Annotated in this window: 15 protein-coding genes; all 15 read left to right on the forward strand. The window is 51.5% G+C overall.

All coding sequences use genetic code 11. The features are described 5' to 3' along the window. The first annotated feature begins 49 nt into the window (after positions 1-49). Positions 50-904, forward strand: coding sequence for an AraC family transcriptional regulator (locus PRIO_RS05800; RefSeq protein ID WP_020426705.1), 855 nt, complete (start codon positions 50-52; stop codon positions 902-904). A gap of 1,045 nt (positions 905-1,949) precedes the next feature. Further along, a complete protein-coding gene (locus tag PRIO_RS05805; protein ID WP_231869823.1) occupies positions 1,950-3,395 on the forward strand; it encodes a sensor histidine kinase in 1,446 nt (481 codons plus the stop codon). A 23-nt stretch (positions 3,396-3,418) separates the two neighbouring features. Next, a complete protein-coding gene (locus PRIO_RS05810) occupies positions 3,419-4,054 on the forward strand; it encodes a response regulator (RefSeq protein WP_020426703.1) in 636 nt (211 codons plus the stop codon). A 392-nt stretch (positions 4,055-4,446) separates the two neighbouring features. Then, positions 4,447-5,187: a YveK family protein gene (locus tag PRIO_RS05815; protein WP_020426702.1), complete on the forward strand. Its 741-nt coding sequence runs from the start codon at positions 4,447-4,449 to the stop codon at positions 5,185-5,187. Then, entirely contained in the window at positions 5,171-5,812 is a 642-nt protein-coding gene (locus PRIO_RS05820) for a CpsD/CapB family tyrosine-protein kinase (RefSeq protein WP_020426701.1), read from the forward strand. Before PRIO_RS05815 ends, PRIO_RS05820 begins: the two co-directional genes overlap by 17 nt. 75 nt (positions 5,813-5,887) lie before the next feature. Next, entirely contained in the window at positions 5,888-6,775 is an 888-nt protein-coding gene (gene galU / locus PRIO_RS05825; RefSeq protein WP_020426700.1) for a UTP--glucose-1-phosphate uridylyltransferase GalU, read from the forward strand. A 91-nt stretch (positions 6,776-6,866) separates the two neighbouring features. Beyond that, the gene (locus PRIO_RS05830) at positions 6,867-7,559 is read left to right on the forward strand and encodes a sugar transferase (protein WP_020426699.1); all 693 of its coding nucleotides are present in this window, start codon (positions 6,867-6,869) and stop codon (positions 7,557-7,559) included. A gap of 19 nt (positions 7,560-7,578) precedes the next feature. Further along, complete coding sequence (locus PRIO_RS05835) at positions 7,579-8,520, forward strand: glycosyltransferase (protein ID WP_020426698.1); 942 nt, start codon at positions 7,579-7,581, stop codon at positions 8,518-8,520. Between the two features lie 8 nt (positions 8,521-8,528). Further along, positions 8,529-9,875 carry an O-antigen ligase family protein gene (locus PRIO_RS05840; protein ID WP_046501406.1) on the forward strand — a complete coding sequence of 449 codons (1,347 nt, stop codon included), beginning with the start codon at positions 8,529-8,531 and terminating at the stop codon, positions 9,873-9,875. Beyond that, the gene (locus PRIO_RS05845) at positions 9,872-10,645 is read left to right on the forward strand and encodes a WecB/TagA/CpsF family glycosyltransferase (protein WP_020426696.1); all 774 of its coding nucleotides are present in this window, start codon (positions 9,872-9,874) and stop codon (positions 10,643-10,645) included. Before PRIO_RS05840 ends, PRIO_RS05845 begins: the two co-directional genes overlap by 4 nt. Beyond that, positions 10,642-12,108 (forward strand): O-antigen ligase family protein, encoded by a 1,467-nt coding sequence (locus tag PRIO_RS05850; RefSeq protein WP_020426695.1) that lies wholly within the window; start codon positions 10,642-10,644, stop codon positions 12,106-12,108. The genes PRIO_RS05845 and PRIO_RS05850 overlap by 4 nt, the downstream gene beginning before the upstream one ends. Beyond that, complete coding sequence (locus PRIO_RS05855; RefSeq protein WP_020426694.1) at positions 12,074-13,459, forward strand: oligosaccharide flippase family protein; 1,386 nt, start codon at positions 12,074-12,076, stop codon at positions 13,457-13,459. The genes PRIO_RS05850 and PRIO_RS05855 overlap by 35 nt, the downstream gene beginning before the upstream one ends. A gap of 248 nt (positions 13,460-13,707) precedes the next feature. Continuing rightward, positions 13,708-14,562 carry a glycosyltransferase family 2 protein gene (locus PRIO_RS05860; protein ID WP_020426693.1) on the forward strand — a complete coding sequence of 285 codons (855 nt, stop codon included), beginning with the start codon at positions 13,708-13,710 and terminating at the stop codon, positions 14,560-14,562. Further along, positions 14,549-15,742, forward strand: a complete 1,194-nt coding sequence (locus PRIO_RS05865; protein WP_020426692.1) for a glycosyltransferase family 4 protein — start codon at positions 14,549-14,551, stop codon at positions 15,740-15,742. The genes PRIO_RS05860 and PRIO_RS05865 overlap by 14 nt, the downstream gene beginning before the upstream one ends. Then, complete coding sequence (locus PRIO_RS05870) at positions 15,736-16,878, forward strand: glycosyltransferase family 4 protein (RefSeq protein WP_020426691.1); 1,143 nt, start codon at positions 15,736-15,738, stop codon at positions 16,876-16,878. The genes PRIO_RS05865 and PRIO_RS05870 overlap by 7 nt, the downstream gene beginning before the upstream one ends. Positions 16,879-16,888 lie beyond the last annotated feature (10 nt).

Below are 16,888 nucleotides of genomic sequence, written 5' to 3' on the forward strand. Positions count from 1 at the left end.
ATCTTCAGATTAACCATATCACTCCTGAACAAAGGGAGGAATGCACATCATGTCCGAGGTCATGGATTATATGATCAGTCCGTACCCCGTACGGATTATTGATCCCAAGGTCGAGTCCTCCAGGCTTAGGCTGAAGGCCATCCGGATAGGCCAGGCGGGTCATCTGCCGGGAAGAATCTGGTTTCGGTCCAACGTTGTATTCGAACATTGGGCCCTTGTCTTTATATTATCCGGGAACGGCACATACATGGAGAACGGCGGCAGGATTCAGCAGGTGCGGGCCGGGAGCCTGTTCTTTTTCCGGCCGGGCTGCAGCTACAGCTTTGGACCTGCTCCGGGGTGCAACTGGGATGAATACTATATCAACTTTAATGGAACCCGTGTGGCTGAATGGGTGGAGTCGGGACTCCTGGAGGGGGGAACCGTATTTGATGCCCATGCTTCTCAGGAGCTGGCATCTGTATTCGAACAGGTGCTGGCGCTGATGGAAGGCGGTGTCCCGGCGGATGCCGACCGGGCGGCAGCGATGCTGGAGGGGCTTCTGCTGGAGTGTTCCCTGATTACTGAGGGTCACCACCGCACCCGGCAGCCTGATCTCTTCCCGCTAATCCGTGAAGAGTTGAATGCCTGCATCTATGGATTACCTGATCTGCAGGGGATTGCTGCCAAACACCATATTTCGATGTCCACGCTGCGCCGTCTTGTACGGCACAGCAGCGGTTACCCTCTGCATGAATATATCCACCGGCTCAAAATGGCGGAAGCGAAGCATCTGCTGCTCAATACTTCGCTGCAGGTTAAGGCGATAGCCGGAATGCTGCATTACGCGGATAGTTTTTATTTTTCGAGGTTATTCAAGAAATATATGGGAGTATCCCCGCTAATCTGCCGCAACAGCTTATAATTATATAAACTGAACTTGAGATTTTTCGATTTTGGGATTGGATGACTCCAGAGAATGTTTGGACTTCCGGCCGCTGTTGTCTGCAGATTTCTTGATTATAACCGCTGTTCACGGTTGAAATCCGCAGACAAAGGCGGACGCTACCGCTCCTCCAGTTCCAAACTTCTCCTCCGCCACTTTTCCCTTAATTCTAAATTTTCCAAGTTCAATCTATATGGCGACATATTTCTACCTAAACCGACGAAATCATGTCGGAATTTGTGGTTTTTTATTGACATGGCCAAAAATGAAATGTTATTATTTAGGTAATATTAGCAGATTCACGATAGTTCTTATAGACTATGCCGGAGATGAAGCCATGAGAGAATATTACTGCATCAGTTGCCGCAGTCTCCATAAGGTGGATACACAAAACCATTCTGTACGTATTTTGTCCACCGGGTATCATATCGTTGGCGAACAGCGCTATCAGATTTGTATTTGTAATTCATCCAAGTTGCCTAAAACTCTGCCGACGGTGGCCGACTAGACCTGCGGATGACCGGTATGACTTATGACAACCATAGATTATTGCTGCCGAAGCAGCCTGTCAGCGACTACGGACAGGCTGTTTCTTGTGCGTCTAAAAATGTGGACTTTTTGTGAATTCGCTATCATTTGAAAATATGGGCTTTTTCCAATAAAGTTTTGAAAAAAAAGCTGGAAATTATGCAACATTCATCATTTGTAAACGTTATCAATGAAAAGGGGAACTTGTTATTGTGATTTTTCTCATGTATGATGCTTTTAAACAAAGCTTAGAATAAGCTCGCATTTTCCACAAACTGGAGAATAGGGTGGTGGGATGAATATCAAAGCAACCGCGGATGACAAAGTAATAACCATTTACAGAAACATATCTTTGTCCCTCACATCGCTGATGTACCTCTTGGACCATACGGGGCCTTCCGTCTTTTATAAATCCCTATTAATCATGGTGTTATTCTTATTTGCACAAGTGTTCACGATTTATTACCGGAGGTTGCGTAAATGGCCGCGTGTTCTTATGCTTGCCGTAAGCATTGAGATGGCGGGGCTTATAGTACTCACATTGTTTACTGGCGGGTATGACAGCTCGTTCAAATTGTATGTCCTGAATCCTGTCCTCATCGCGGCAGGTTCCTTGTCTATTTATTTCAGCTGGAGCTTGTTATTCAGCTATTTTGGTATTATTTCCGTATTTTGTTATTTTTTCTTGAACTCTTCCGGAAAAACTTTCGCCGAAGCCGTGCTTGACAATGGTAACCTGTTTCTAGTCATGGTACTTACGGTTATAGTTATGCAGATGGTTAATCGGATCAAGCGGCAGCGGGAAGCGGCCAATGCACGGACGAATGAAACCATGGAGCATATTAAGTCGCTCTATCACATTGTGGAAACCTCAAGCCAGCATGATTTCATGAACATCGGCCAGGTTATTACGGATTATGTGGTGAAGCTTACCAAGCTGGACAAAGCGTTGTTCTGGTTCGCCCAAAAGAGCGGCGAGCCCGCGCCACAGAGCCGGCAGACTGGCTGGCATCAGGAGGAGGAACGGTTTCTTTTTGCAGAGCTTGAGAAGCATGAGCATGAATGGCGGCTGCAGCGTGAACCGGTGTTCAAGAGCCTACCCGGACTCGGAGACTTTCTGCTTATGCCTGTAAGAATGAGTACGCGGTTTGTCGGTATGATCGGCGTAAAGCTGGAAGCATCGGAAGGCCTGGAAGGACGCAGGTGGTACATCCAGCAGCTGATGTTTCTCTCGGAGCTGAGCGCGATTATCCTTGAACGGCATGAACTTGGTGTCATTGAGAACCGGCTGATTATCACGAACGAACAGAACCGGATTGCCGACGAGATGCACGACAGCGTATCGCAGAGCCTGTTCGGGATAGTCTATGCGACTCATTCGCTTAAGCAGACATGGCGGAAGATGTCCGAATCCGAGCTGGAGGAGCAAATTGAACTGATTCATGATTCAGCCACCAAGGTAGCTAAGGAATTGCGCATTACCATCTACAGCCTCAGCTCCAAAAAGAGCGGCGGCCCGACATGGCTGGGTATGGTCAGATCACATCTGAAAAGCTTGTCCAGGCTGAACGATGTAGAAATTGAGTTAAAAATAACGGGGGATGATTTCAGTCTCCCTTATCCTTACCACAAGGCGCTCTTCCGGATTATATCCGAAGCGACAGGCAATGCCATTCGACATGGTGCTGCCAGCCGGGTGGATGTCGAACTGTCACTTAAGCCGAAATGGATCAGACTTTCGATAGTCGATGATGGTGTCGGTTTCGATACTGATCTGCTCTGGACCGAATCCGAGGATAACACCGGCGGACTAGGCATGAAGAATATGCAATATTTGGCACAGTCTTTAGGCGGTGACTTCCAGTTGTCCAGCAGTGAGAATGCAGGCACCAGAATTTTGATTTCGATACCTGTCGGCGTGGCTGAACTAAAAAATGCATAAACTTTAGGCAGGAGGTCATTCTAGTGAAAATCGTCATCGTTGATGATCACCCATTGGTTAGAAGAGGACTCGCGGCGGTCATTTCTATGCAGTCCAATCTGCATTTTGCCGGCGAAGCAACGAATGGCCAAGAAGCGCTTATGATCATTGAAGAGACGCAGCCTGATCTTGTGCTTATTGATCTTAAGCTGGCCGATGAATCAGGCCTGGATGTGATCAAAGCAGCGCGTTCGCGCGGACTCATCAGCAAGTTTATCCTGCTGACCTCTTCGGCGAGCCGGGAGGATTTTTTGAAGGCGGAAGAAGTACTGGTTGATGGTTATGTGCTGAAAGAGGCGCTGCCGGAAGAACTGCTGTTTGCCATTCAACTCGTTCATAAGGGCCGCAAGTATTATGACCCCGGCTTGATGGAAGACAAGATGCGGATGAGCGGCAACAGTCCAACCGACGAATTGACTCCGAAAGAAAAGGAAGTACTGATCGAGCTTGGGCAGGGGGCCAGCAACCGCGAAATCGCCTCACGGCTGTTCATCAGTGAATTCACGGTCAAGAAGCATGTCAGCCAGATTCTGGCGAAGCTTCAGGTGGCAGACCGTACACAGGCCGCACTCTACGCCAACGCCGTAGGGCTCACAAAATACGAAATGTCATACGATTAGTTTCCATTAATTTCAAAATATGTGATAAACACGGACATTGATGTCCGTGTTTTTTTGCATACCTGAAGATATATTGGGGTCCCTGCAAAGTACCATATGGATTACGACCCAAGATAGCAGACAGATCTGAACAAAATCTGAACAGCCTGGACCGCCGGAATTCCTGAGAATGTAGCGAATATTGCCACAGTCTGTCAGTATTTTCCGGTCATCTGGTACTAAAGTATACCATACACCTACACTTTAGAGGTAGTCTGCCTCACTCGAAAGTGAAGATTAAAGTGAAGGTATGACCCATGTGGTGATCCGCTGAGATTGATAGAATAAAAGCAAGATATCTGAAACTTTCATGATTGCTTTCAGAATGCAATGAATGCGGAAGGAGGGTTACTGTGGAAAAGACGATTTTGGATTACATTAACCTGATTAAGAAGAGGTTATGGTTAATCATTGTATTTGTATTAATCTCCTGCGCCACCACCTTCTATGTCAGCAAGAACTTCGTCATGCCTGTCTACTCAGCCTCCGGACAGCTGCTCGTCAACAACGCCGCGAATGTCCCCGAGAGCAACAACCTTAATAATCTGAACTTCAGTCTCAACCTCATCGAGAGCTATAAGGAAATTTTGAAGTCGCCAACGATTATGAAGAGTGTAGTAGCAGAGCACCCGGAATTCAATCTGACAGAACAGGCGCTGGCCGGCAAGCTGCAGATTAAATCTTCGGAGAAAAGCCAGGTCATCAACCTGAGCGTGCAGGACGAGAGCTACACCAAAGCGGCTACGATAGTAAACGCGGTATCGCAGACGTTCATCCGCAGCCTGCCGGCGCTGATGAATCTGGACAATGTAACGTTCCTGACGCCGGCTGATCCGGCAGATGCTCCTGGTCCTGTCAACAGCGGTTCCACAATGAACATTATCATCAGCTTTGTAGTTTCCCTGATGGCTGCGATCGGAATCATTCTGCTGCTGGAAACCTTGAACGGTACACTCCGGACAGAGAAGGAAGCGGAGTTCGATCTGGGGCTGCCGGTAATCGCCAGCATTCCTACGATCCGCAAACGGGACCTGGGCAAGTCGGCAAATGCCAATGCAAGAGTAGGGGAGGGCGCTTATGTTACGGCTGAATAAAAGTCTGATCACGGACCTGAATCCTTCCTCGCATATCTCGGAATCCTTCCGCTCGCTGCGCACCTACATCAGGCAGCTGGGGCTGCTGAAGGGCAGTGGAGGGCAGGCGCTCCTGTTCACCTCCGCAGAAGGCGGGGAAGGCAAAACGACGATTTTGTCGAACCTTGCAGTATCCTTTGTCCAGGATGGCAAGAAGGTTGTCGTTGTAGACTGCAACCTTAGACATCCCGGTCTGCACAGCGTGTTTGAGGTAGAGGGCAGCCACGGCCTCGCCGCATACCTGGGAGGCAGGGAAGAGGTCAAGGATATCGCGGTTTACGGCAATCTGGCCAATCTGGCCGTCATTCCGGCCGGGATTACCAGCGTCAGTCCGCCGGATCTGCTTGGAAGCGACAAGATGGCCGCTCTGCTGGAGGAACTGAAGTCAAGCTTTGATCTGATCCTGCTGGATGCGCCGCAGGCGGTGGAATTTAGCGATGCACGCATCCTGGCTCCGTTGTCAGACGGCTTAATCATCGTTGCCAGACACGGCAAAACGAAACGCGAGTCGCTCAAAAAGCTGAAAGGCCTAATGGAGCAGACAGGTGTGAAGATTCTCGGAATTGCTATGAATCAGACCAGATAGTACTTCCAGCGGGTTTTGTTCTAAAGAGAAAATGAGTGGAGCCAATACTTACAAAACTTTCAGGAGGTATGTGCGATGAAAAAAGTAAAGAAGGTAATCATCCCTGCAGCAGGACTAGGAACGCGCTTCCTTCCTGCCACGAAAGCAATGCCTAAGGAAATGCTACCGATCATCAACAAACCCACTATTCAGTATATCGTGGAAGAAGCGATCGCTTCCGGCATCGAGGATATCATTATTGTTACAGGTAAAGGCAAACGGGCGATTGAGGATCACTTCGACAACGCTTTTGAACTGGAGTCCAGATTGCTGGAAGACGGTAAGCTGGAGCTGCTGAAAGAGGTTCAGCGGTCCTCGAAGGTTGAAATTCACTACATCCGGCAAAAAGAACCCAAAGGCCTCGGCCATGCGGTATGGTGCGCCAGACGTTTTATCGGAGACGAGCCCTTTGGCGTAATGCTCGGGGATGACATCGTAACCGGCAAGGTGCCCTGCCTGAAGCAGTTGATTGACCAATACGAGGAAACGCAGAATTCAGTAATCGGCGTACAGGAAATTCCCGATGAATTCACCAACCGCTACGGAATTATTGAACCCGACCTGCAGGACGGACGGTTGTACCGGGTTAATAATTTTGTCGAAAAACCGGCGATTGGCACAGCGCCTTCCAATCTGGCGATCATGGGACGTTATGTGTTTACTCCAAAGATCTTTAAGTACCTGGACCTTCAGGAAAAAGGCGCAGGCGGCGAAATTCAGCTCACCGATGCCATTCAGAAGCTGAACCAAAGCGAGCGCGTGTACGCTTATAACTTTGACGGTACCAGATACGATGTCGGCGAACGGCTGGGATATATTTTGACTACACTTGAATTCGCACTGGAAAGCGAAGATTTGCGGTATCCGGTGATGGATGCAATGGCGGAATATCTGAGCAAAGCGGGACAAACTCTGAATAGTTGAAAACCAAGTTTAGACTTTCGAGACGGGTTTTGGACTGTGGAGAGTCAGTAGGCACCCAGGCTTACACAATATTTAGGAGGAATGAGGAGAGATGAGCATGCAAAAACTGCCGGAAGACTATGAGGCCGTCCTGCCGAAACTTTACATGCTACATGCCAAAGAAGGAAGCAAAGAAATGGATTCCTATCTGGTGATGAAGCGGATTATCGACATTTTTTTCTCCGCTCTTGGCCTTCTCGTACTGCTGCCGCTGTTCATCGTGGTGGCGATCCTGATCAAGCTGGAAGATCCGAAAGGAAAGGTGTTCTTTCGTCAGAACCGGGTTGGCAAGGACGAGAAGCTGTTTCCGATGTACAAATTCAGATCCATGGTCTCCAATGCCGAGGAGCTGAAGGCAAACCTGATGGCCTACAATGAGGTCAGCGGCGCGATGTTCAAGATTAAGAATGATCCCCGCATCACACGTATCGGCAGATTCCTGCGCAAGACCAGCATTGACGAATTGCCTCAGCTCTGGAATGTGCTGCTAGGGCATATGAGTCTGGTCGGCCCGCGCCCCCCGCTCGTGGAAGAGGTTGCGCAGTACACGGATTATGACAAACAACGGCTTATGGTTACACCAGGCTGCACCGGCTATTGGCAGGTGAATGCAAGAAACAGCGTCGGATTTGACGAAATGGTTCAGCTGGATCTGACCTACATTTCTATCCGCAGCACTATGCTGGATCTCAAAATCATCGCTAAAACCGGCCTTATGCTGCTTGGCTCCAAAGATGCGTATTAAAAAAATGGAAATTGGGTGAATGCCGATGCTTGTATACGGAGACGTTCCTAAGATTTCCATAATCATCTGTACCTACAACAGGTCAGCTTTGCTGCTTAAGACGCTTCAGTCGCTTTTGCCGCTGGAGAATCTGGATCAGGCCGAGGTCATTGTGGTGGATAACAGCTCCAAGGATGATACGGCGGCAGTGGTCAAGCGGTTTATAGAGGCTGAAGGTGCAAATATGGATATCCGTTACATTCTGGAGCCGGTGCAAGGGTTGTCGGCGGCCCGGAATACAGGGATTCTGGCTTCCAAATCGCCGCTCATCGCTTTTCTGGATGATGACGCGATTCCTTGCCGGAATTGGATTACAACAATTGTAAGTACCTTTGAACAAAAGCCCGAGGTTATGGCCATGGGCGGCAAAATCGCTCCGATCTTCGAAAGCAGGCGTCCGGATTGGCTGATCAAGCCGTTCGAGCTGCCTTATACCATCGTGGATCTGGGCAACCGCGTCAAAGAATATCCGAAACGGCTTCATCCCTGCGGCGCCAACATGGCGATGCGCAAGGTGGCCTTCGATATCAGCCTGTTTCCGCTGGAGCTTGGAAGAAAAGGAGATTCGCTTCTCTCCGGTGAAGAAACCTGGCTGTTTAATCAGATTGAAAGTCAAGGACATTCCATTCTCTATCATCCGCAGATGGCCGTCGATCATTTCGTACCGGCCAACCGGCTGACGGAGGATTGGATTATGAAAAGATATTACAGCCAAGGCATATCCAACGCGATGAAAAGCGAAGGTGTGAAGGGGAATCTGCTCCTGCTGGGAAAGACGGCCGCCAAGATCATGTATATTGCGGGTGACTCGATCCTCTCCCGGAGCCAGGGGAGAAAACTTTTGAACAAATGCCGGCTGGAGAGTATTCGCGGAACTCTTCATATGATTTGGAACCGGAAGAGAGAATCCGCAGCGGGGTGAGGGGGACAATGATGAATTTTGAGTGGGGCTCCAAAATGAATGTTTTGCCATACGGAATGCTCTACCTCATGTCCGCGCTGTTCCTTGGAGCGGCGGTCATCTACCAGCCGGTAATAGCGGTAGCCATCGTGCTTCTGATTTTGCTGCTGGTTGTCTCTATCTCGCGTCCTGAACTCATCAGCTATTTCGTTCTGCTGACGACGGCGATCTCTATTAACTTTCTGTATCCCGGCAGCATGTTTGGCGTTGAGATTCTATCGCTCTACAAGCTGGTGATCCTGATGCTGCTGGTGCCCTGCATTCTGGTGAACGGATTGAAATTCCGCCTTAGCCCGCCGCTTTGGGCCATGGTGGGATTATTGTTCATCACCTTCGGCTCCTCGATCTGGCTGCCTGAAATGAGCGGTTCTATTGCGGTCAAAGCGTTTATCGGCTTGTCCCTTCCTTTTGTTTTTCTCTTGATCAACTGGAAAAAGGAAGTGGCCGAGCGGCAGATCCGCATTATCACTATGCTTCCACTGGTAAGCGTGCTGGCCGGAATCGTGCTGCAGGTGGTGCATCTCCACTCTTTTCTCGATGTGGAATTCACCGGCGCTGTACGGGTTCAGGGAGCGAATATCCCGGCGCATCTGGCGATGCTGGCCTTCATGGGCGTGGGAATTGCATTCATTGAGATCAAGCGCAGTACGCAGCATATCCGTTTTTTCTACACCATGCTGGCGCTGAACTTCCTGATTCTCATTGGAACAGGGACACGGGGGCCGATATTGGCACTGCTGTTAATGGTCCTGTACTACTTTTACGATATTTCGCGGCAATACTTGAAGGGCAGAACACAATATCTGATTCCGCTCCTGTGCTCGGTTATTCTGATCTTCTCGGCGGTATATCTGCAGCTCGACAATATTAAGAAGCGTTCCTTCGAACGCACAACGGATACGGCAGTAGACTTGTCAGGCCGGGCAGAAGCCTGGGAGTACTTCCTGAACAAGGCGGCGGATTCTCCGTGGTCGGGCAGAGGACTTGGAGCAGTGACAGTGGCGAACGACGGGACCCTTTATAAAGGGTTCGTGGTTCCCCACAACGAGTATATCCGCTTTTACTTTGATGGAGGGTATATCGGAGCCATTCTGCTGCTGATTTCATTATTGGCTGTGTTTATTCTGGTGTACAGAGCTTTGGCACCGCCGGTCAAACCGTATTATCTGCTCTTTATAGCAGGATTTATGATTTATTCGTTTTCCGACAACACGCTGTCGACGGTCCAATCGATCATTCCGTTCTGTTGGTACCTGAACTGCCTGTATCGATCTTCACAGCCAACCGATTCCCCACAAAAAGAAGTGATACGATGAACCAAGTGAACATGTTCGATGTCAATTTCGATAACTATGATTTCATGGACCTGCTTGATTATATTGATAAAACGATTCAGGAACGGTCGCAATCGTACATCCTGACCTGCAACGTCGATCATGTCATCAAGCTCCGCAAGGACAAAGAGTTCCAGACCGTCTATTCCCAGGCGGGTGCTGTAGTGGCAGACGGAATGCCGCTGATCTGGGCTTCGAAAATGCTGGGTAAGCCGCTGAAGCAAAAGGTGTCGGGAGCAGATCTTTTCAGCCGTCTCGGCAATGCCTTTGAGCAAAGAAAGTACCGGCTGTTCTTTCTGGGCTCTGCGCAAGGCGTGCCGGAACAGGCTACCAAGAATCTTAAAGCGGCTTATCCCGGAATGAATATTGTCGGCTGCTATTCTCCTTCCTACGGCTTTGAGCACAACGATGAAGAGAACCAGCGTATTATCGAAATGCTGACGGAAAGTCAGCCGGATATTGTGTTCGTAGGCGTGGGAGCGCCGAAGCAGGAGAAGTGGATTTACCGGCATTACAACTCGTACCGGGCGCCAATCTCGATTGGTGTGGGAGCCACCTTTGACTTTTTGTCAGGCTCGGTGAAAAGGGCGCCGAATTTCATGCAGAAAACAGGCCTGGAATGGTTCTGGCGGCTCAGCCAGGAACCGGGCCGCCTCTGGAAAAGATATTTGGTCGATGACGCCCAATTCCTGGTCCTGCTGCTCAAGGAGCTCCGCAAACGGGATAAAGTAAAGGGAGGCAGGCCGGAATGAATGTGAGTCTTCCATCCATGAAGTCAGCAGGAATGCTGCTGCTGATTTGCGGCATCTGTCTGGGCCTTCCGCTGATGATCGGTTTTGCCAGCGCGAAGCTCAGCTCATCCAATAGTCTTCAGGGCGCTATTCTGGCGGGCATTCTGTTTCCGGCCTTCCTGCTGGCTCTGCTGAAGCCGAAGGCGCTGATCGCCTACACCCTGCTGGTCTGGGCGGTCGCTCCGGAGCTGCGGCGCATCGCGGATTGGTCGGAAGGAGTCTACCATTCCGTATCCCTGCTGAGTCTGGCACCGCTGCTGACGGGGGCTACCCTGGCAATCCCGGTGCTGAAGGAGATTCACCGCATCCGCAAATCCTCCACCCGGATTATCCTGCTCTTCTCGGTGGCACTGGCTTACGGGGCACTGATCGGGCTTGCGAAGAACGGCATTGGCTCCGTGTACGATCTGGCGAACTACATCGTACCCCTGCTGCTGATTCCGTTCTTCGCGGTAACGCGTTTTAAACCGAAGGATATTGACCGGTTGCTGTACGCTTTTGCCAATATCGCAGTTCTGGTAGCCATTTATGGGATTGTCCAGTATTTAACCGTCCCTCCGTGGGATGCCTTCTGGATGAAGAATGCCGACATGATGTCCATTGGCACACCGTATCCTTTGGAAATCCGGGTGTTCTCTACTCTGAATTCCCCCGGGCCTGCGGCGACCTTCCTGGTATTTGCTCTGGTACCGATGATTCTGGAGAAAAGATGGCAGGGAACGCTGCGCTGGATTGGTGTCATGCTCGTTGTCGTCTGCCTATTGACCACGCTGGTTCGTTCAGCCTGGCTGGTGATGCTGGTGATGCTGCTCGTATACATCGCTTCCTCCCCGTCCAAGGGGAAGTGGAAGGCACTGCTCCAACTGGTATTTGTCGCTGCCGCTTTGTTCTGGATCGTCCCTAAGCTGCCGGGTGCAGAAGGCTTGGTGGCCCGTATGGAGACATTGACCTCCGTTCAGGAAGACCATTCTTACAATGAACGCCTGAGCCTGTGGCAGAACATGCTGCCGATGGTAGCTGCAAATCCAATCGGGCAAGGGATAGGCAGTGTCGGCCAGGGGACGAAGATCGGCAACGGCGGCGAGCTTGGCGAATACGGAAACATGGATAACGGGGTTATCGCCCTGCTGCTTACCTTCGGAGTCCTGGGCGCTTTGTTCTTCTTCGGTGCCCTGGGCGCTGTAATTAAGCAAATTGTAGTCAGAGTCACCAGCAAAGACAGCCTTCAGCCCTATGCCCGGCTGTCGCTGGCAGCATGGATGGGGGCAGTGATCAGCCTGGTATCGGACAACGGGTTTCCCGGGCTCAAAGGCTACCTGGTCTGGATGCTGATTGGCCTGGGCCTCGGTGCCAAAGAGATTATTGAGAGCAGAAAGAAGGGAACACCACATGCAGCCATCGAACGCGAAATCACTTCCCACTAATACAGTCTGGTCTTCGCTCCGGCGGTTTACCAAGAGTAAGGACAACAGTTCTGCCGCAGTGAAGACGATGTTCGTCAGCGTGCTGATCCTATTGGTTAATATGCTGACGGGTGTGCTGACCGCACGTTATCTGGGTCCTACAGGACGCGGGGAGCAGACAGCGATGGTGAACTGGTCACAATTCCTGGCGTTCAGCATGAGCTTCGGTATTCCTTCGGCACTGATCTACAATGCCAAAAAGAATCCCGATGAGGCGGGCGTGCTCTACCGGATGGCCCTTCTAATCGCTTTGGCCTTCGGAACCTTGGCTATGATTGTCGGGATTGTGGTCCTTCCCTACTGGCTGAATTCATTCAGCCCGAATGTCGTACTGTTCGCGCAATGCTCGATGATCCTGTGTCCGCTGATTGTGGTGTCACAGATCAACAATGCGGCTTTTCAGTTCAGAGGCGACTACAAGACGTTCAACTGGCTGCGGTATCTGCTTCCGCTGCTGACGCTGGCGGCCATCGGAATTTTGATTCTGACCCGCTCGATCAATCCGTTCACAACTGCCTTGGCGTATCTGGTGCCATCCGTTCCGGTCTTCATCTGGATGACGATCACACTGCTCCGCACCTACAGGGTGAAGATGAAAGACGCTTACCTGAATTTCAAAAGGCTGTTCACCTACGGGCTCGGCTCGTACGGAAATGACTTGCTCGGGCAGTTCTCTTACTATATCGACCAGATCGTTATCGCCGGCCTGCTGCGGCCAGCCGATCTGGGGCTGTATGCGGTAGCGGTCAGTCTCTCGCGGATGGTCAACTTCTTCTCGAACTCGATCACCGTGGTGCTGTTTCCGAAAGCCTCTGAGCTGTCGAAGGATCAGGCGATTGCCCTTACCTTCAAAGCCTTCCGGATCAGCACAACCTGTACCCTGCTGGGCTCGCTGTTCCTGATGCTGGTGGCTCCCTTCGTGATTCCGCTGCTCTACGGCAAGGACTTCAACACTGCGCTCACGGTGTTCCGCCTGCTGCTGCTCGAAGTAACCATCAGCGGCGGCACATTGATTCTGGCTCAGGTGTTCATGGCGCTTGGCAAACCGAAGTTCGTATCGATCCTGCAGGGGGTCGGACTGATCCTGGTAATCCCGCTGCTGTTCCTGCTGGTGCCGAAGTTCGGATTGTTCGGGGCAGGGGTGGCAATGCTGTCTTCGGCGGTGCTTCGCTTCCTGTTCATTATTCTTAATATCAGATACAACCTGAAGGTCAAACTGCCCCGCCTGCTGATTAACGGGGAGGACATTCAGTGGTTGAAGACAACGATGAATTCTTATATCCGCAAAAAACCTATGGATACCAGCAGTTAAGAAATTATGTATGCGAGCAGAGGACACGATGCGAGCACTTAGCTGCTAAATAACTAAGGGACGGTGTCTGGAGGAGCGGAGAGAAAGTTTGGAGCTGTAGAAGCGTTAGCGTTCGCCTTTGTCTTCTGATTTCAACCGCAGCCAGCGGTTCAATCAAGGAAATCAGAAGACAACAGCGATCGAAAGCCCAAACATTTCTCGGAGCAACGACACGCACCGGACCTACCCAAGCAAAGGAGGATACCTTCATGGATTCAATGAAAAGCGTGCTTGGCGGCCCGGGAAGTTACCCGATATCGGCCGTCATCATTGCTCAGGATGACGAAGTTCGAATATCCAAAGCAATTCAGTCCTGCCGGTTGTTCGCCGATGAGGTGGTTGTAATCGACGGGGGGAGCAAAGACGGGACGGTGCAACTTGCCGAAAGTTTGGACTGCCGGGTGTTCGTCAACCCCTGGCCGGGATATGCGAAGCAAAGGGAATTCGGAGTGGAACGCGCCGTCCATGATTGGGTCTTCCTGATTGATACCGACGAGGTGGTGAGTGAGGAGCTGGCGCAGGACATTCTGGACCGCAAGCCCGGTCTTACAGACAGGGCGGTAGCCTTTTCACTGTACCGGATCGGTGATTTCCTGGGCAGATGGCTGGATAAAGGGGAATACCTGGTTCGCCTCTATAACCGCAAGGAATACGGCATCCGCAACAGTCTGGTGCACGAAATGCCTGAGGTATCGGAGGAAAAAACGGTCAAATTGAACGGGATACTCTGGCATCAGGGATTCCGCAGCATCAATGACCATGTCGCCCGCTTCAATAAATATACCGATCTGGAAGCGCAGACTGCCTATGCCAGCGGCAAGCCTTTTAAGATCAGCCATTTGCTGCTTCGCCCGCCGGCCCGTTTCTTACAGAAGTATTTCCTGCATGGCTTGTTCAAGAAAGGCATCTCAGGTTTTGCGGTATCCATTTTCTGGGTGATGTATGAATTCATGGTCGGCTTCAAGCATTACGAACTGAACAGCTCCGGCAGGCTGGCCCGGCACAATTCAATGGGCCAGGCGGAAAAAGAGAAAAAAGGGGAGAGAAGCTATGCCGTACAGTGACGGGTTGAACATTATGACGACCGGCCTTAGCTGGCCCTCTTTACAGCCAGGCGGACTCAATACGTATTTCAAATCCGTGTGTGAGCAGCTTTCTTCGCGCAACAAAGTGCATGCGCTGATCTGCAGTCAGGAAACGCCATCCACGCCCAAAGAGCTGATTATCCATAACGCCGGTGATCCGAAGCAGTCGATCTGGAAGCGTAAGGATGCATTCCAGCGCAAGGCGGCGGACCTCATGGGGAATGGCAGCGGCCGGATCGATATTCTCTATTCCCACTTTGCGCCATACGGAATCGGCCCGGCGATTGAAGCCAAGAAACGCGGAATTCCGGTGGTGATGACCTTCCATGGCCCATGGAATGAAGAGATGAAGATCGAAGGCCAGGGCATCAAGCACCGGGTCAAAACAACCATTGCCAAATCCATTGAACATAAAGCCTACAAGCTTGCGGATAAATTCATCGTGCTCAGCGAATATTTCCGCGATATGCTGCACAGTCTGCACGGGGTGCCGCTGCACAAGATCATAGTCATTCCGGGGGCGGCGAATGTGGAACGGTTCGTACCCGCCGCCAACCGGCTGGCGACCCGGCGGACGCTGAATCTTCCCGAGGGAGCGACTACGGTGCTGACGGTGCGGCGTCTGATGAACCGGATGGGGCTGCTGCAGCTGCTGGAAGCCTGGAAGCAGGTGTCCGAGCGGTTCCCGAATGCAATTCTGCTGATCGGGGGCAAAGGGCCGCTGCGCGGCGAGCTGGAAGAAAAAATCTCCGATTATGGACTCGCCAACAAAGTAAGGCTGCTGGGCTACATTCCCGATCATGAACTGGCGTCCTACTATCAGGCAGCGGACATGTTCGTGGTCCCCTCCCAGGCGCTGGAGGGCTTCGGATTGATTACGGTTGAGGCGCTCTCCTCCGGACTTCCGGTGATGGCAACGCCAGTGGGCGGCAACAAGGAAATTCTGCAGGGCTTCCGGCCGGAACTGCTGTTCAAAGGCTCAACCAGCGACGACATGGCGGAAGGCATGATCCACATGCTGGGCAACCGCAAGCTGCTGCCGGGCCGGGATGAATGCAGAAATCATGTGCTGGAGAAATACACCTGGCAGCATGTAGGCGACCAAGTGGAATCCGTATTCCTTGAAACTTTGGGAAAGGGTGTGGCGGCAGGATGCTAAAAGTTGCTTATATCGATCACACCGCCAAATGGAGCGGCGGAGAGGTAGCCTTGTTCAACATTCTTACCAACATCAGCAATCAGATCGAGCCGCTTGTGATCCTCGCTGAGGAAGGCGCATTGGCCGAACGCCTCCGGGAGAAGGGCATCGATGTCCGTGTCATTCCGCTGGATGAGAGCATCCGCAACCGCGGACGGAATACCGTCAACCTGGGTGCTCCAGCCGCTGCGCTGGGACTGCTGGCTTACGGCCGCAGGCTGGCTCCTATTCTCAAGCAGGAGAAAGTGGATTGTGTGCATACCAATTCCCTGAAATCAGCATTCTACGGAGCCGTTGCCGCCAAAAAAGCAGGAGTGCCGCTAATCTGGCATATCCGGGATCATATCGGCGCCCCTTACCTTAAGCCGGTTGTCGCCAAGGCGATCCGGCTGCTGTCACGCCTGCTGCCGAATGGCGTCATTGCGAATTCGCATTCCACGCTGAATGCGCTGGAGCTGCCCCGCACCAAGAAAACGCTGGTCGTGTACTCCGCTTTTGCCAAAGCGATTGGTGAAGGAATCGGCAAACGGGAGCAGCAAAAAGACTTCAACGTCCTGCTGGTAGGCCGGCTGGCGCAGTGGAAAGGCCAGCATATTGTGCTGGAGGCCGCCAAGGCTTTTAAGAACGACAGCCGTGTGAAGTTCTGGCTGGCCGGGGATGCCCTGTTCGGAGAAGAGGCGTACAAAAACGAATTAATTCAGAAAATTCAGCAGGATGAGCTGACCAATGTCAGCCTGCTGGGTCATGTGGATGATATACAAGGCCTGATGAGCAAAGCTGATTTGCTGATTCATACCTCGATAACGCCTGAACCGTTCGGCCAGGTGATTGTCGAAGGCATGGCGGCTGGACTGCCGGTGATTGCCTCCAATGAAGGCGGACCGGTAGAGATTGTGGTTCCCGGGGTAACGGGGCTGCTGATCCAGCCGGGAGACCCGGTTGTACTTGCAGACTCTATCACCTGGATGCTGAACCATCCGGAAGACCGGAAACGGATGGCGGACAGTGGAATGAAACGGGTGAAAGAGCATTTTGTCATCGAAAATACGGTCAAGGATATCGTTGATTACTATAAAGGGCTGCTCGCGGCAACCTGATCGCAGGTAA

The sequence above is a fragment of the Paenibacillus riograndensis SBR5 genome, assembly GCF_000981585.1.
Lineage (GTDB): Bacteria > Bacillota > Bacilli > Paenibacillales > Paenibacillaceae > Paenibacillus_AQ > Paenibacillus_AQ riograndensis.

Excerpts from the sequence above, each read along its gene's own strand:
- PRIO_RS05860 (WP_020426693.1), top strand. The coding sequence starts at position 13,708 with ATGGATTCAATGAAAAGCGTGCTTGGCGGCCCGGGAAGTTACCCGATA.
- PRIO_RS05865 (WP_020426692.1), top strand. The coding sequence starts at position 14,549 with ATGCCGTACAGTGACGGGTTGAACATTATGACGACCGGCCTTAGCTGG.
- PRIO_RS05805 (WP_231869823.1), top strand. The coding sequence starts at position 1,950 with ATGCTTGCCGTAAGCATTGAGATGGCGGGGCTTATAGTACTCACATTG.
- PRIO_RS05870 (WP_020426691.1), top strand. The coding sequence starts at position 15,736 with ATGCTAAAAGTTGCTTATATCGATCACACCGCCAAATGGAGCGGCGGA.
- PRIO_RS05850 (WP_020426695.1), top strand. The coding sequence starts at position 10,642 with ATGAATGTGAGTCTTCCATCCATGAAGTCAGCAGGAATGCTGCTGCTG.
- galU (WP_020426700.1), top strand. The coding sequence starts at position 5,888 with ATGAAAAAAGTAAAGAAGGTAATCATCCCTGCAGCAGGACTAGGAACG.
- PRIO_RS05855 (WP_020426694.1), top strand. The coding sequence starts at position 12,074 with ATGCAGCCATCGAACGCGAAATCACTTCCCACTAATACAGTCTGGTCT.
- PRIO_RS05845 (WP_020426696.1), top strand. The coding sequence starts at position 9,872 with ATGAACCAAGTGAACATGTTCGATGTCAATTTCGATAACTATGATTTC.
- PRIO_RS05820 (WP_020426701.1), top strand. The coding sequence starts at position 5,171 with ATGTTACGGCTGAATAAAAGTCTGATCACGGACCTGAATCCTTCCTCG.
- PRIO_RS05835 (WP_020426698.1), top strand. The coding sequence starts at position 7,579 with ATGCCGATGCTTGTATACGGAGACGTTCCTAAGATTTCCATAATCATC.
- PRIO_RS05800 (WP_020426705.1), top strand. The coding sequence starts at position 50 with ATGTCCGAGGTCATGGATTATATGATCAGTCCGTACCCCGTACGGATT.
- PRIO_RS05840 (WP_046501406.1), top strand. The coding sequence starts at position 8,529 with ATGATGAATTTTGAGTGGGGCTCCAAAATGAATGTTTTGCCATACGGA.
- PRIO_RS05830 (WP_020426699.1), top strand. The coding sequence starts at position 6,867 with ATGAGCATGCAAAAACTGCCGGAAGACTATGAGGCCGTCCTGCCGAAA.